General features: G+C 64.1%; 18 protein-coding genes. All 18 read left to right on the forward strand.

Annotation, left to right across the window (positions count from 1 at the left end):
- Positions 1 to 72: 72 nt before the first annotated feature.
- The 18 genes from ACEUEL_RS04045 to ACEUEL_RS04130 all read left to right on the forward strand — a co-directional run bounded on the left by ACEUEL_RS04045 (position 73) and on the right by ACEUEL_RS04130 (position 13793).
- Complete coding sequence (locus ACEUEL_RS04045) at positions 73 to 975, forward strand: LysR family transcriptional regulator (RefSeq protein ID WP_405702416.1); 903 nt, start codon at positions 73 to 75, stop codon at positions 973 to 975.
- Positions 976 to 1511: 536 nt separating this feature from the next.
- Positions 1512 to 1763, forward strand: coding sequence for a hypothetical protein (locus ACEUEL_RS04050; protein ID WP_405702418.1), 252 nt, complete (start codon positions 1512 to 1514; stop codon positions 1761 to 1763).
- The gene (locus ACEUEL_RS04055; RefSeq protein ID WP_405702420.1) at positions 1760 to 2551 is read left to right on the forward strand and encodes a hypothetical protein; all 792 of its coding nucleotides are present in this window, start codon (positions 1760 to 1762) and stop codon (positions 2549 to 2551) included. Before ACEUEL_RS04050 ends, ACEUEL_RS04055 begins: the two co-directional genes overlap by 4 nt.
- A gap of 106 nt (positions 2552 to 2657) precedes the next feature.
- Positions 2658 to 2978, forward strand: a complete 321-nt coding sequence (locus ACEUEL_RS04060) for a hypothetical protein (protein WP_405702423.1) — start codon at positions 2658 to 2660, stop codon at positions 2976 to 2978.
- 121 nt (positions 2979 to 3099) lie between these two features.
- Positions 3100 to 4302 carry a phage portal protein gene (locus ACEUEL_RS04065; protein ID WP_405702424.1) on the forward strand — a complete coding sequence of 401 codons (1203 nt, stop codon included), beginning with the start codon at positions 3100 to 3102 and terminating at the stop codon, positions 4300 to 4302.
- Positions 4302 to 4805, forward strand: coding sequence for an HK97 family phage prohead protease (locus ACEUEL_RS04070; protein ID WP_405702427.1), 504 nt, complete (start codon positions 4302 to 4304; stop codon positions 4803 to 4805). Before ACEUEL_RS04065 ends, ACEUEL_RS04070 begins: the two co-directional genes overlap by 1 nt.
- Positions 4806 to 4807: 2 nt before the next feature.
- Positions 4808 to 6016, forward strand: a complete 1209-nt coding sequence (locus tag ACEUEL_RS04075) for a phage major capsid protein (RefSeq protein WP_405702429.1) — start codon at positions 4808 to 4810, stop codon at positions 6014 to 6016.
- On the forward strand, positions 6016 to 6291 hold the full coding sequence (locus ACEUEL_RS04080; protein WP_405702432.1) for a spike base protein, RCAP_Rcc01079 family: 276 nt from the start codon (positions 6016 to 6018) through the stop codon (positions 6289 to 6291). The genes ACEUEL_RS04075 and ACEUEL_RS04080 overlap by 1 nt, the downstream gene beginning before the upstream one ends.
- Positions 6292 to 6303: 12 nt before the next feature.
- Positions 6304 to 6690, forward strand: coding sequence for a hypothetical protein (locus ACEUEL_RS04085; RefSeq protein WP_405702434.1), 387 nt, complete (start codon positions 6304 to 6306; stop codon positions 6688 to 6690).
- Positions 6691 to 6911: 221 nt separating this feature from the next.
- Positions 6912 to 7505, forward strand: a complete 594-nt coding sequence (locus ACEUEL_RS04090; protein ID WP_405702435.1) for a head-tail connector protein — start codon at positions 6912 to 6914, stop codon at positions 7503 to 7505.
- A 10-nt stretch (positions 7506 to 7515) separates the two neighbouring features.
- Positions 7516 to 7872, forward strand: coding sequence for an endonuclease (locus ACEUEL_RS04095; protein WP_405702436.1), 357 nt, complete (start codon positions 7516 to 7518; stop codon positions 7870 to 7872).
- Positions 7860 to 8285 carry a phage terminase small subunit P27 family gene (locus tag ACEUEL_RS04100; protein ID WP_405702438.1) on the forward strand — a complete coding sequence of 142 codons (426 nt, stop codon included), beginning with the start codon at positions 7860 to 7862 and terminating at the stop codon, positions 8283 to 8285. The genes ACEUEL_RS04095 and ACEUEL_RS04100 overlap by 13 nt, the downstream gene beginning before the upstream one ends.
- A 7-nt stretch (positions 8286 to 8292) precedes the next feature.
- On the forward strand, positions 8293 to 9888 hold the full coding sequence (locus tag ACEUEL_RS04105; protein WP_405702441.1) for a terminase large subunit: 1596 nt from the start codon (positions 8293 to 8295) through the stop codon (positions 9886 to 9888).
- A 13-nt stretch (positions 9889 to 9901) separates the two neighbouring features.
- Positions 9902 to 10381 (forward strand): hypothetical protein, encoded by a 480-nt coding sequence (locus tag ACEUEL_RS04110; protein WP_405702443.1) that lies wholly within the window; start codon positions 9902 to 9904, stop codon positions 10379 to 10381.
- Positions 10378 to 10992, forward strand: coding sequence for a hypothetical protein (locus tag ACEUEL_RS04115; protein ID WP_405702444.1), 615 nt, complete (start codon positions 10378 to 10380; stop codon positions 10990 to 10992). The genes ACEUEL_RS04110 and ACEUEL_RS04115 overlap by 4 nt, the downstream gene beginning before the upstream one ends.
- Positions 10993 to 11360: 368 nt before the next feature.
- Positions 11361 to 12128 (forward strand): hypothetical protein, encoded by a 768-nt coding sequence (locus tag ACEUEL_RS04120; RefSeq protein ID WP_405702446.1) that lies wholly within the window; start codon positions 11361 to 11363, stop codon positions 12126 to 12128.
- Entirely contained in the window at positions 12125 to 12676 is a 552-nt protein-coding gene (locus ACEUEL_RS04125; protein ID WP_405702448.1) for a hypothetical protein, read from the forward strand. Before ACEUEL_RS04120 ends, ACEUEL_RS04125 begins: the two co-directional genes overlap by 4 nt.
- Positions 12663 to 13793 carry an MBL fold metallo-hydrolase gene (locus tag ACEUEL_RS04130; protein WP_405702450.1) on the forward strand — a complete coding sequence of 377 codons (1131 nt, stop codon included), beginning with the start codon at positions 12663 to 12665 and terminating at the stop codon, positions 13791 to 13793. Before ACEUEL_RS04125 ends, ACEUEL_RS04130 begins: the two co-directional genes overlap by 14 nt.
- The last annotated feature ends 162 nt before the right edge of the window (positions 13794 to 13955 follow it).

Genomic DNA, 13955 nt, shown 5'->3' on the forward strand with positions numbered 1-13955 from the left:
TAGGTGTCATTCATGCTTGTAGCCGCAAGCGAAACGTTCATTAAATGCAAATATCGTGGAGATTGATGCGCATTGAATATCAATTGTGACATTCTCGATTTGCGCGCGTTTCTGGCGGTGGTCGAGCTGGAAGGCTTCCACAAGGCCGCGGAGGCGCTCAATCTCTCGCAGCCGGCGCTGACGCGGCGCATCCAGAAGCTCGAGGGCGCGGTCGGTGCCGCGCTGCTGGAGCGAACGACGCGCCATGTGGCGCCGACCGCTCTGGGCCGGGAGATGGTGCCCCTCGTCAAACGCATGCTGGACGAGTTCGAGAGCTCGCTGTTCTCGGTGCGCGAACTGGGCCAGCGTCAGAGTGCGGTGGTCACCATGGCGTGCCTGCCGACGGCGGCGTTCTATTTCCTGCCGCGCGTCATCAAGCGCTTCAACGAGATCTACCCGCAGATCCGCTTTCGCATCCTCGACCTGAGCGCCAATGACGGCCTTCAGAGCGTGGCGCGCGGCGAGGTCGAGTTCGGCATCAGCCTCACGGCATCCTCCGACCCGCAGCTCCAGTTCACCCCGCTGATGGACGACCCGTTCGTTCTCGCCTGCCGGCGGGACCACCCGCTGGCGGTCGAGGGCCCCCTGCGCTGGTCGGAGCTGGAGCCGCACCGCCTCATCACGGTGGGGCGCACCAGCGGCAACCGCACCTTGCTGGATGCGGCGCTGGCGCGCTCAAATCTCAGGTTGCAATGGTTCTACGAGGTGACCCATCTGTCGACCTCGCTCGGTCTTGTGGAGGCCGGACTCGGCGTTTCGGTTCTGCCCAGCCTGGCCACGCCGAAGGCCGATCACCCGATCATCATGACCCGGCCGCTGATCGAGCCCGAGGTCTCCCGCTCGATCGGCGTGGTGCAGCGCCGCAATGGCCGGCTCTCGCCGGCGGCGCAGCGCTTCCTCGACATGCTCCTGCGCGAATGGCGAGAAGACGCCTGAACCCTTCGATCGTGTGCCCTTGGATCGGGCGAGTCGACAGACCCTCGGAGCAGCCGCCGCGCACGTCCGGCGGCGGGCGCGCCGAGCTGCTCCTCCGGACCGCGTTGCTCCTCCGGTTCGCGGGTCGGTCCGTCGCCGCCCCGAAGACGGTATGGGACGCGGGCCGCGCCGCGAGGGCAACGACGGCATCGAGCGTGAAGATCATGCCGTGGCATGCCGGTCTCTCTCGGTCGCTGTCATCGCCATCTGAGATAGAAAATGCCGTGCCGAGACATCTGTAGATAGGTCGGATTGAACATCGGATGTCCCGCCGAAACGTTAAATCCGCCCTAGTTGTAGACTAAGTTGTTGATTTATAAGGAGATGGTGGGCGCGGCAGGCCTGTCAAGCGCAAGTAATTTCAACATCTTCGGCGATTTTGGGACGTATCGGAAAGTCAACAAACTACGAGGTGATGCAACCGACTGTGTCCCACTTTCTCGGTTGCGGGTTCGTGTCCCGATTACGCAACGGGTGTTTGCACTTGGGGGTGTGCGATGAGCAACGTCATCCCCTTCCGGCGGCGTCCCTCGCGCTTCGTCTACGTGCAGTCCTACGAAGGGCGGGAGGGTGATCGATTCCTCGTTGTCCTGGTCGAGAGTGACGGCACCTGGGCTCCGTGGTCGGCCTATCTCGAGGATCCTGCAAAGGCCGCGGCACTCGGCGAGTTTCTTGCTGAGGCTTTCGACATTCGGTTCGACCCGCAGATCATCTGCGTCGGAACCTGGTCGGCGGGAGGGGCACGATGAGCGCGCCTCATGCCTTGACCAGCGTCGCGCCTGCCATGCAGGCCGTGATTGCGCGTGCCGGCGCTGCGCAGCTCGACAGCATGGCCAAGGCCATCTGTGCTGAGAATGCGGACGGTCGCCTCTCTGATGACAATGCGCAAGCCTTGCTCGAGGCCATTGCGGCGTCACGACAGCGGGGACGTCACAACGCGCCGTCGCCGATTCGCTCACGCCTGCGTGCGTTCCTGCCTCGCCGACGCCCACGGTCCCCCGATCGCGAGGCCTCCCTGCGCCGCAAGCGAACGCTTGGCAGCTCGGGAAGCATGCCGCCTGCCTTGCGAGCTCACTTCACAGAAGGCCAGCGAGCGGCCCTCACCGTCATCGCCGGCGAGGTCAAGCATCACGGCCAGTGTGATCTGGCCATCGACCGGATCGCCGCGCTGGCAGGTGTTGGACGCACGACCGTGCAGGACGCCGTGCATGAGGCGGCGCGGCTGGGTTTGATCGCCGTGCAGCGCCGTCCCCGGCGCGGGGCCAAGAACCTCACCAATGTGGTGCGGATCGTCGCTGCCGAGTGGCTGGCGTGGATCAAACGCGGCTTGGCGGCACATCGGCCGATAGGGTCCGAAATGCCATCATCCGCCAAAAAAACGAACGCCACGAAGATCACAGGGAAGAAGAAGGAAGAGGCCTTCGAGAAGAAGATGGGCAATCTACGGGTGCCAGTGGAGATGGCCTCGACCGTCGAGCATGCCTTCGGGTTGAGACAGCGCTTAGGACGCCAGCAGATCCGGCATCCACAGCGATGAGACTGTGCGGCAGGCGGTAACCTGCTGCGGCACGTGCCGAAGTTTGCCGAAGTATGCCGAAGTGGCCGGCTAGCGCAGTGCCGCACCGCGAGCCGATACAATAGGGATGCACGCGACTGCGACCATATCCCCCGAAAGGAACGCGACGCCCGACGAAGCGCTGGCCCGCGCCGCCGTCTTCGGTGCGCCCGCTGCCGGATGGGTGTTCGTCGAGGTCGACACTCTGGCTTGGCAGCAGTGGCGGGACTTCTGCCGCGCACGGATCGGACGCTCGCCGATCGCCGCCCGCATCCTCACATCGCGGCCCGATGGTCACCTTGGGTGGCGCCTTGGCCGTTCGCTGCCGAGTGCGCGTCCGCCAGGTGCGCCGATCCTCGATCGCAAGCGCATCGCTGCCGGCGAGCGCGATGAGGAGACGCTGGCATGAGCCCGGGGGTGGATGCCGATTTCGCCGTAGGGGCGCGGGACCGTCTGGGGTCAATCGCGCGTGATCTGGTCGAAATAGGGTTTTTGATCAACGGGTTGATACATGCGGGGGAGGTTTTCGCATGCTGAACCGGATCACGCGGCGTCTGTTCGGCAGCGAGGCGAAGTCGCTGGCGGAGCCGTCGCCCGAGCTGATGGCGCTGTTCGGCGCGCCGACCGGCGAGTTCGGCGTGTCGGCGGCGCAGGCGCTTTCGGTGCCGACGGTGCAGTCCTGCATCCGGCTCATCAGCGAGGCCGCTGCCGCGCTCGAGGTGAAGGTCATGCGGCGGATGGACGGCGCCGAGGTCGAGGCGCCCGAGCACCCTGCGGCGAAGCTGCTGGCGGACGGGCCGAACGAGTGGACGGACCGCTTCAGCTTCGTGCGCGACATGGTCGCCGGCGCTCTCACCAGCGACAAGGGTTCGCTCGCCTTCGTCAACCGCCCGGGTGGCCGCCTCGTCGAGGTGGCGCGCTACGAGCCGGGGCACTTCTCGGTCGACTACAGCACCGATGGCCGCGCCGAGCCGCGCTACCGCATCAACAATGTGTCCGTCGACGCGCACGACGTGGTGCACCTGCGGGGTCTCTTCGCGCGCTGCCCGCTGTCGCTGGCGGCCGATGCCATCGGCGTCGCCAAGCTGATGGAGGGCCATGCCGGCCGCCTGTTCCAGAACGGCGCGCGCCCCTCCGGCGTACTGTCGCTTAAGGAGCGGACGACGCCCGAGGCGCTGAAGCGGATCAAGGAAGCCTGGCAGCTCGCCCATGGCGCGGGCAAGTCCGGCGGCACGGCGATCGTCGAGGGCGGCGCCGAGTATGCGGCGCTCACCTTCAACTCAGTGGATGCGCAGTTCCTGGAGCTGCGCACGTTCCAGATCGTCGAGATCTGCCGCGCCTTCCGCGTGCCGCCCTCGATGGTGTTCGAGCTGAGCCGGGCGACCTGGTCCAACACCGAGCAGATGGGCGAGGAGTTCCTCGTCTACAGCCTGGAGCCCTGGCTGATCGCCTTTGAGGGCGCGCTGCGCCGGGCGCTGTTCACGCCGGAGGAGCGGCCGGAATACCGCATCGTCTTCGATCGCGACGACCTCACCCGGGCGAGTCTCACCGAGCGGGCGACCGCCATCAACTCGCTGATCGCCTCGCGGGTGCTCAACCCTAACGAGGGCCGGTCCTGGCTGGATCTTGCGCCCTATGCCGGCGGCGAGATCTTCGCGAACCCGAACACCGGCAGCAACCAGCCCGGAGCGGCGGCGCCGCAGCCGGCGCCGGAAGAAAGGCAGCCCGCCTGATGGACCACGTCTATTTCGAGACCAAGGTTGCGACCGATGCCGCCGGGGCCATTTCCGGGCTGGCGTGGAAGTTCGGGGCGCCCGATCGCGTCGGCGACTGGATCGAGCCGGGCGCCTTCAGGGGCGCGAAGCTCCCGACGCCGATGTTGTTCGCCCATGACATGCGCGATCCCGTCGGCATCTGGGACCGCATCGAGGAGCGGGCGGACGGGCTGCACGTCTCCGGCCGGCTGCTGGTCGACGATGTCGCCCGCGCCCGCGAGGTGCGCGCCTTCGTCCAGTCCGGCGCCGTGCGCGGTCTCTCCATCGGCTTCATCGCCAAGAACGCCGCCGCCCGCACCGGCGGTGGCCGGACCATCCGCAGCCTCGAGCTGCTCGAGGTCTCGCTGGTGACCTTGCCCATGCATCCCGGCGCCCGGGTGACCGGCGCCAAATCCGTCGCGGCGGCGCTGACGCTCGCCGACGCCATCCGCCGCACGAGCGCGGCCATTCGAGGGAAGTGACCATGAAGAACGTCAAGGCCAGCGCGCTCCTGCCCGGCGCCATCGAGATCAAGGGCGACAATGACGATCCGAACGCCGCCGTCGGCTCGGCGCTGGCCGAGCTGCAGAAGACCGTCACCGATGGCCAGAAGGCGCTCGGCGATCGGATCGCCGCGCTGGAGACCAAGGGCGTGAAGCCCGAGGAGAAGAAGGACGATCCGTCCACGAAGATCGTCGAGCGGCTCGACAAGATCGAGGCGAAGATGAACCGGCCCGCCGGCGGCAAGGATGACCGCGCCGAGCCGTCCGTCGAGGCGAAGGCGTTCGGCGCGTACCTGCGCCACGGCAAGGAGGCCGGCGCCGAGGAGCTGAAGACCCTCACCGTGTCGAGCGATCCGCAGGGCGGCTATCTGGCGCCGAAGGAGACCTCCGCCGAGTTCATCCGCAACCTCGTCGAGTTCTCGCCGATCCGCACGATCGCATCCGTGCGCACCACCGGCGCGCCGGCCGTCTCCTATCCGAAGCGCACCGGCGTCACGAACGCCAAGTGGAAGGGCGAGACGCAGGCGAGCGAGGCCAGCGAGCCCGCCTTCGGGCAGGCGGAGATCGTCATCCGCGAGGTGAACACCTATGTCGACGTGAGCAACCAGCTCCTCGCCGACAGCGGCGGGCAGGCCGAGGCGGAGGTGCGCTTGGCGCTGGCCGAGGACTTCGCGCAGAAGGAGGGCCTTGCCTTCGTGAAGGGCGACGGCGTGCTGGCGCCGATGGGCCTCCTCACCGATCCTGCCATCGCCTTCACCGCCAATGGCCACGCCACCAACCTCTCGGCGGATGCGCTCATCAGCCTGATGTACGCACTGCCGGCGATGTACCGGGCGCGCGGCTCCTGGCTGATGTCCGGCCCCACGCTCGCCACCGTGCGCAAGCTGAAGGACGGTCAGGGCAACTTTCTGTGGCAGCCCTCCTATCAGGCCGGCCAGCCGGAGACGCTGCTGGGCAAGCCGATCGTGGAAGCCATCGACATGCCGGACGTGGCGGACGGCACGTTCCCGATCGTCTTCGGTGACTTTGCCTCCGGCTACCGCATCGTCGACCGGCTCGACCTGTCCGTGCTGGTCAATCCCTACCTGCTGGCCACCAACGGCATCACCCGCATCCACGCCACCCGCCGTACCGGCGCCGGCGTCATTCAGGCGAGCGCGCTGCGCAAGCTGAAGATGGCGGTGTCGTGATGGCCGCCCGCGTCAACGATATCGCGTCGACGCTGGAGTCGTTCGGTCGCAAGTCGTCGGCGATCACGCCGAGCGACTCCACCGACCTGCCGTCGGCGCCGGTCAAGGCCGTGATCCTCATTACGGCGGGCGACATCTCCATCATCCCCGCCGACAACGCCAACAACGACCCGGTGAGCTTCACGGGCCAAGCCGCCGGCTTCATCCCGCCGTTCATCGTGCGCCGCGTCATGGCGACCGGGACGACGGCCACCGTCCGCACCATCGAGAATTGAGGGAGCGCCACCATGCGCGACATCTACAGCAATATCGGCACCGTGCTCGCCCTGGCGCCCGCGGTGCAGTCGGCAGCGACCGAGGGGCCGGCGATCGATACGCTCGGCTTCAACGCGGTGGCGATCCTCGTCAACACCGGCGCCATCGTCTCCTCCGGCGACTTCGGGGTGAAGCTGCAGGAGTCCGACACGACCACGTCGGGCGACTTCACCGACGTGGCGGCGGCGTCCGTCTCCTCGAATGCCCCGGCGACGCTGGCGGCGTCGAGCACCTACAAACTCGGCTATCGCGGCTTCAAGCGCTACGTGCGCCTCGCCCTCACCAAGGCGGGCGGCACCTCGATCGCGCTCGGCGCCGTCGCCGTGAAGGGCGAGGCGGCCAGCCGGCCCGTGACCTGATCCGATGTGGGCGCCTTTCCATGAGGGCACGTAGCGGCCTGTCCAACAACGAGAACCCAGCCTCCCCGGCGCCCGCTGCAAAGCTCATGAAGGGGTCAAGGCAGGGAAGGCCGCGAGCACCAGCCGTTCTCTGGCGGCCAAGGGCTCGGAACGCAGGCGCACGCCTGTCGGGGGAGGCGGCGACAGGCTGGCCTCCCCCATTGTCCGAAGAGAGATGAACCATGCTCACCGTCATCGAACCGGCCACCAATAGGAACCTCACGACGCTTCTCGCCGTGAAGGCGGAGCTCGACCTGCAGCACGAGAAAGACGATGTGTACCTGCTCGAGATGATCGGACAGGCGAGCGCGGCCATCGAGGCCTGGTGCATGCGGGCCCTTGTGGCGGAGACGGTGCGCGAGGTGATCCACCTGGTCGAGCCATCCGCAACGCTCCTCCTCGAGCGGTGTCCCGTCATCAGCATCGCGTCGGTGACCATCGAGGGCGGTGCGCTTCCTGCCGACCAGTATGAGGCCGACGCGGGCGCGGGCATCGTCTACCGCCTCTCATCGGGCGGATCGCGCACCCGCTGGTCCGCCGGCCGCGTCGTCATCGACTATGCTGCCGGGTTTGCCGTCCCCGCCGGCATACCGCCCGATCTGAATCGCGCCGCCGTCCTTGCGGTTCGCGGTGCCTATCTCAACCGGGCCCGGGACACGGCCATCAAGAGCGAGGAGATCCCCGGCATCATCACGGCGTCCTATTGGTCGCCCTCCTCGCTTCCCCTCGAGGTCATCCAGCTGATCGAGCGTTACCGCGCTCCCGGCATTGCCTGAGGAGGACGACATGGCCGACCGAGCGCCGCGCATCTGTGGATGTGGCTACCGGATCGCGCCGGGTGCGCGGTGCCCCTGTGAGACGCGGCGCAAGGCGGAGGCCGACAAGACGCGCCCGTCGGCCCGGGAGCGCGGCTATGACACCGAGTACCAGCGCGCGGCGGCGACCTTTCTCCTCTCGCATCCCGTCTGCACCTGCGGCCGTCCGGCCGTGCTGGTGCGCCACAAGATCAGCATTCGCCAGCGGCCGGACCTGCGGCTCGAGCCCTCGAACTGGCTGCCGGGTTGCCGCTCCTGCAATGCCCGTGACGTTCAACGCGAGCGCCGGGACAAGAAGAGGGCGTCGGCGACGTCATGGGCGAGGTGATTGCCATGCGGGGTGTGAAACCTTCCGAGATCCTGCCGGGCGTCGCGCCGCCGGCCGATGCCCTCGATCCGCCCGACTGGCTTTCAGCCGACGCGCGCGGCGAATGGGAGCGGGTCGCGCCGATCCTGATCAAGGAACGGCAGACCCTGACTGTCGCCGATATCGCGACCTTCACCAGCTATTGCGTCGCTGCCGGCCAGGTGGCCGAGGCGAGCCGCATCATTGCCGCACGCGGCATGACCTTCCAGTCGAAGACCGGGCCGAAGAAGCACCCGGCCGTCTCCATTCGCTCCGATGCCATGACGCAGATGCGGCTTCTCGCCGGCGAGCTCGGCCTCACGCCGGTGAGCCGTTCGCGCCCGGCGCTGAAGGAGAGCGGGGGCGCCGACGGCCCTTCCCTCTTCGATATGTGAGGCGGGGATGAGCTTGGCATGGATATTCGACGACAGCCCGATCGAGGATCCGCTCGGCCGCGGCGAGAAAGCCGTGCAATGGCTGCGCCGCCTCCGCCATCCGAAGTCGCGGGCGCCGGGCCACGCGTTCCAGCTCGATCGCTGGCAGGAACGCATCGTGCGCCGGATATACGGGCCGCGGCACCCTGACGGCACGCGGATCGTCAAGACCGTGGTGCTGCTGCTGCCGCGCGGCAACCGAAAGACCAGCCTCGCCGCCGCGCTCGCCCTGCTGCATACGATCGGCCCGGAGCGGATCCGCGGGGGCGAGGTCATCTCGGCGGCTGCGGACCGGAAGCAGGCGCGGCTGGCCTATTCGGAGGCGCTCGGCATCGTCAATGAGCTGCCCGAGGCGGCGCGCAACACCCGCGTGCTCGATTATCGCAACCGGCTGAGCTTTCCGCGTGACGGCAGCTTCTATGAAGCCATCTCGGCCGATGCGGGCACGCAGCACGGGCGCACGCCGGTGTTCGCCCTTGCCGACGAGTTGCACGCCTGGAAGAAGCGCGACCTGTGGGACGTCATCCGCTCCGGCCTGGTCAAGACGGCGGGCTCGCTCCTGGTCGTCGCCACCACGGCAGGGCGCGGTCAGGAAAATGTCGCCTGGGACATCGTCGAGGATGCCCGCAAGGTCGCTCGCGGCGAGGTCACCGACCCCTCGATCCTGCCGATCCTGTTCGAAGCCGATCGCGATTGCGACTGGCGCGACGAGGGCGTGTGGCGGGCCGTGAACCCTGGCTTGTCCTGCGTCCCGCCCTATCCCGATATCGAGGGACTGCGCCAGCTTGCCCGGGAAGGCGAGCGGCGGGTCGGTGACCGGGAATCGTTCCGGCAGCTCAACCTCAATATCTGGCTCGACCATTCGGCCGATCCCTTTGTCGACATGCTGGTCTATGACGACGGCAATGAGCCGGTCGACCTCGAGGCGCTTGAGGGAGAGCCCTGCTGGCTCGGCGTTGACCTCTCCAGCAACCACGACCTCACCGCCGTGGTCGCCGCCTGGCGCGATGGCGAGGGCGGATATCTCGTGCATCCGTGGTTCTTCTGTCCCGAGGCGAACCTGCGGCTTCGGGCCGATCGTGACGGCGTGCCCTATCCGACCTGGGCCGATGCGGGACACATCATCGCTACGCCGGGCAATGTCGTCGACTTCCGCATGGTGGAGGACACCATCCGTGGCCTGTGCGAGCGCTTCCGCGTGGAGGAGATCGCCTTCGATCCCCACCTCGCCCGGAACATGCTCAACAACCTCCTCGATGACGGGCTGCCGGCCGTCGAGATGCGGCAGGGCTGGGTGACCATGGCGCCGGCGGTGAAGGAGCTGGAGCGCGCCATTGTCGGCCGGCAGCTCCGGCATGGCGGGCACCCGGTGCTGCGCTGGTGCTTCGACAACATCGCGGTCCACACCGACAGCGCCGGAAACCGCATGTTCCACAAAGGCAAATCCAAGGACCGCATCGACGGCGCGGTGGCCTGCGCCATGGCGGTGGCCCGGGCCTCCGCCGGAGGCGGCGCGAGCATCTATGACGACCCGGCCTGGACGCCGGACCTGATGGTGGTTTGAGGTGGAGATCCAGATGTCAGCAGACAGTTTTTCGGTCGCCTATCGGCCGCCGTTCCAGTTCGGCTCGCTGGCCGTGTCGCATCACGAATACGGCGCGACCATTGCGGAGCTGATAGCCGCGACGCCGGACCTGCCGGACGACTTCGGGAGGCGCGGCGTTGTGATGATCAACGGCGAGGAAATGGAGCGCCGGCACTGGCACCGAATTCGCCCGCGATCCGGCACCAACGACCGCCCGATCATGGTGACGCTGCACTACCCGCCTCGCGGCGGTGGTGGGCAGAGCTCGGGGAAACAAGCCGCCTCGATCATCGGCGCGTTGGCGTTGACGATTGCGACGGCCGGCATTGCATCCGGCGCTCTCGGAACCGCAATCGGTGGCGCTGCCCTTGGCCTGATCGGGCCGGGCACGGCCGGCGCGACGATTCTTGCGGCCGGCGTGCCACTCGATGGCTCGATTGCAGCGGGCATGCTCACGGAGCTAACCGCATGACCGCCGTGATCGTGATTCGCCAGTCGCGCCGGATCCACCTCATCACCGATGGCCTCCTCGATACGCCCGTCGGGCCGAAGGTTGCCGCCAAGGCGTTCATGCTGCCACACCTCCCGGCGTTGGTAGCGCTACGTGGTCCGGCTTTCGTCACGGCGTTCCTGCCGTTCCTGTCGGCGGCCCCGACACTGGACGATATCGCGATCGGCTTGCCCGGCCTGCTTCGGGAGTTCCGATCCGGGTTCGCATCCATCTTTTCGAAGACCGATCCGCTGGGCGCTGAAATGGACATTATCATCGCTGGCCCATCTGCGAAGCACGGACCGGTGACGATGTTCGCAACGACCAGCGAGACGCACGGTGCTCCGACCTATGCGACGCACTACGTCAGCAGCCCGGTTGTCGCACTGCCGGGCGACCATGGGGCGCAGGAGGCCATTGCCGAGATGGTGGGAGATCCCGACGCCTGCGACCTACGAGCGGTTGCAGGGTCGCTGATGCGGCGGCAGGCGGAGGTGACAGGGGCGCGCATTGGTGGGTTCGTGCAGCTTTCGACGGTGGAACTTGGCAATAGCTCGATGCGAACCGAGGTGGTCGAGCGGTGGGAGATGTGAAGACAAGGCGGCGGGCCCGGCGCGGCTCGAGCTGACGATAATCGGCGAAATCGTCTCATCATCGTTCAGCATGCCAAGGCGACCGGACCGATGGTAACGATCGCGTATGGCTCGCCTGCCACATCGCGGCCCTCGGCCGGACGAAGAATTTGCCCAGATCCAGGAGCCGCTATCTCACGAAGCGCGCCACCATGGCGCGCCGGCAGACGGCCGAAGAGCCACTCGCGATTGCGCGGCAGTGGAGAGGTGGCGCAATGGGTGCGCCATTTCGCAAGAATAAGGAAAATCGCAGAAATCGCGGAAAATCAGACCCTATCGGAAAGGTACCATACATGCCATGTTGCCAAGGGCTAATAGGTTGATGTGAGATGGCTGAGCTGCCAACGCCGCTGAATGACACCGTCACGGTGGTCGTGGTAGGCTCGTTTATCCCTCGATCGTGGAGCACGCGTAGGCTGTACGCCCAATCTATGATTACTCTTGCCGAGAAGCAAGAAATTGAAGAGAAGATCAATAGTAACTCAGTCAACACCCCGACAGCCTTGGATGTGGTATTTTCGGATACTTTAACTCAATTTCCATTGTCAAATACGGTAATTCAAATTCACCCAAATCGACTTAATATTCATGCTGCGACGCCTCCCGTCTTGGCTGCTTTTGACATTGCGGTAATCGCTCTGAGGGAGATTGCCTGGAGTCCAGTCAATGCATTCGGACTGAATCGGTCGGTGAGAGTAAAGCTTGAAAGCGTAAAAGCATGGCACGATTTAGGGTACACGCTTTCGCCTCCAGCAAATTGGCCATCGATATACTCTGATCTTCCCGATGACCCTCTCGCGCGCCGGGCCGGCCTCCGATCATTGACAATGAGACACAACCGCCCGTCTGAGGATGGTTATGCGGACATCACCCTACAACCTATTATTGATCGAAACTTCCCAAGTACTGTAGAAATTGCAATGAATGATCATTATGAAGATGCTGAAGGCAGTCAGCCTTTGACTGCTGACGATGTGGCCACGCTAATTCAAAGTCGCATCGCGGATAATCAGCAACTTTGGGATGGTGTTCTGAGTGATGTTATGAGGCTCGTTGCCGAATCCAACAGTCGGTTTCCGCGTGGAGACAGGTCATGATGATGCCCGAGCGCAGCAGGACAAAAACGGCGGGTCCGATCAATGACTTTCCGGACGTGGTGCCCATCGCAGCGAATGGATCCTCCAGCGCTGTTGCGAGCAACGTTGGCGCCAACTTTATCGTTCCAGCCACAGCAAAGGAACGACAGCAGCCCAGCAATGAAACGTCCAGCTTTCCATCTGGCACTGCCGAAGTTCGTGAGCTTCGACAGATGTTTGAAGGAGTGGTTGTTGAGATTCAACCTCAAAGCTTTACGGCATCTCTATTCGATCTCACTGCTCGAGACAGCAGGCGATATGTCTATACGGACATTGTAAATACATTCGATTTTGAAGAAGTCCCTCGGCGGGAGCGGGAGTTAATCCGTCCTGGTGCTCGATTTAATTGGGTTATTGAGCGTGTTACCCGCGCTCACGGCCAAGAAGAACTCTCTTTGCGAATCCAGTTCAAAAGAACCTCGAAATCTCAAGCATCTATCAGTCGTAAAAATGCGGGTGAAATCGTACGAGGTTTCATTGAGGCGTCTGTTTACGATGAATCTGACTGAGAGCGATATTTCCGCTCCAAGTTCTGACGAATTGGAGGTCGTCCTGTTCGGTCCAGGATATGGCGAGGCTATAGTGTGCCACGTCGGTGCCGGCAACTGGATTATTGTGGATAGCTGCCTAGACCCCTCGACGGGAGAGCCGGCCACTATATCATATCTCAAGCGCATCGGCGTCGATGTTGAGAGGCAAGTAAAAAGAATAATAATAACTCATTTTGACGAGGATCATATAAAGGGAATTGCGTCGACGGTTCAATACTGCAAGATTGCCAAAGTTGTTGTATCTCAGGCCTTCAAAAAAGAAGAGTTTTGGATTTACGTAACAGATGGCTCCGGGGAGCCATTGATCGGTGGGCGCGGCGAATTCAGCCGCCTTGCTAAAGCAGAGGCGCGATGGATTTTTGCTGGCGACAATAAGCGAGTGTTTGGTCTGGAGTCGCCCGATTCGGGGCACGGCCAAAGCGTTCAAATCTGGACAAAATCTCCCAGTAGTGGACAAATATTAGAGAGCATGGCCGCGCTGGCTAGTGGCATGCGTGCAGCCAGATCTGATGTAATTTCAGCTCGCAAGCGCATTCTAAGAAATGATTTGTCTGTTGTATCGTGGATTGATTGTGGATTTTTTAGAATTTTGCTCGGCGCCGACCTGCAAGTTAGCTCGAATCCGGCAATGGGTTGGGGAGCTGTAGTCTCTGATCATTTAAGCTCCGATGGTAAGGCAGGCATGTTCAAAGTGCCACACCATGGATCGCAAACAGGACACTCCGAAGCCGTTTGGGACGCGCTTCTTCACCCGATGCCTGTGACCTTTATCTCGCCTTGGAGGCTGGCGAGGCAATCGCTGCCGACCGCGGCCGACGTTCAACGGATATTATTGAAGGCGCCAGATGCTCATATCACGGTTACGGCACCTCCAAGACGTCGCGGTTTTTCGAGAGACGTTGACCGTCTTCTGAGGCGTCTGCCGGGATTTGCTGCTGCTGAGATTCCAATGGGCGCACTTCGTTTTCGCTGCAAGCCTACCGATGCAGCAGTTTCTGTTGCCCCAATTGGCGGCAGCGCGGGGCGATTAGACAAATTTAACGCTCAAGAATTCGGGAAGCGATGGACGGCATAAGCTATACGCAAATAGGGAATTAGTACGCATCAAGGGCGTTACCGCGCTTTGGGTGGTGCTCCAACTTGACGAAACTTCGATCATCATTCGATGCGTTGAGGTCTTCGACTGATGTGCGGCCGTCGGCAAGGCGCTGCTTCCTCAGCCCCAGGTAGCGTTGGA

Origin of the sequence: Ancylobacter terrae, from assembly GCF_045108345.1 — a bacterium.
Lineage (GTDB): Bacteria > Pseudomonadota > Alphaproteobacteria > Rhizobiales > Xanthobacteraceae > Ancylobacter.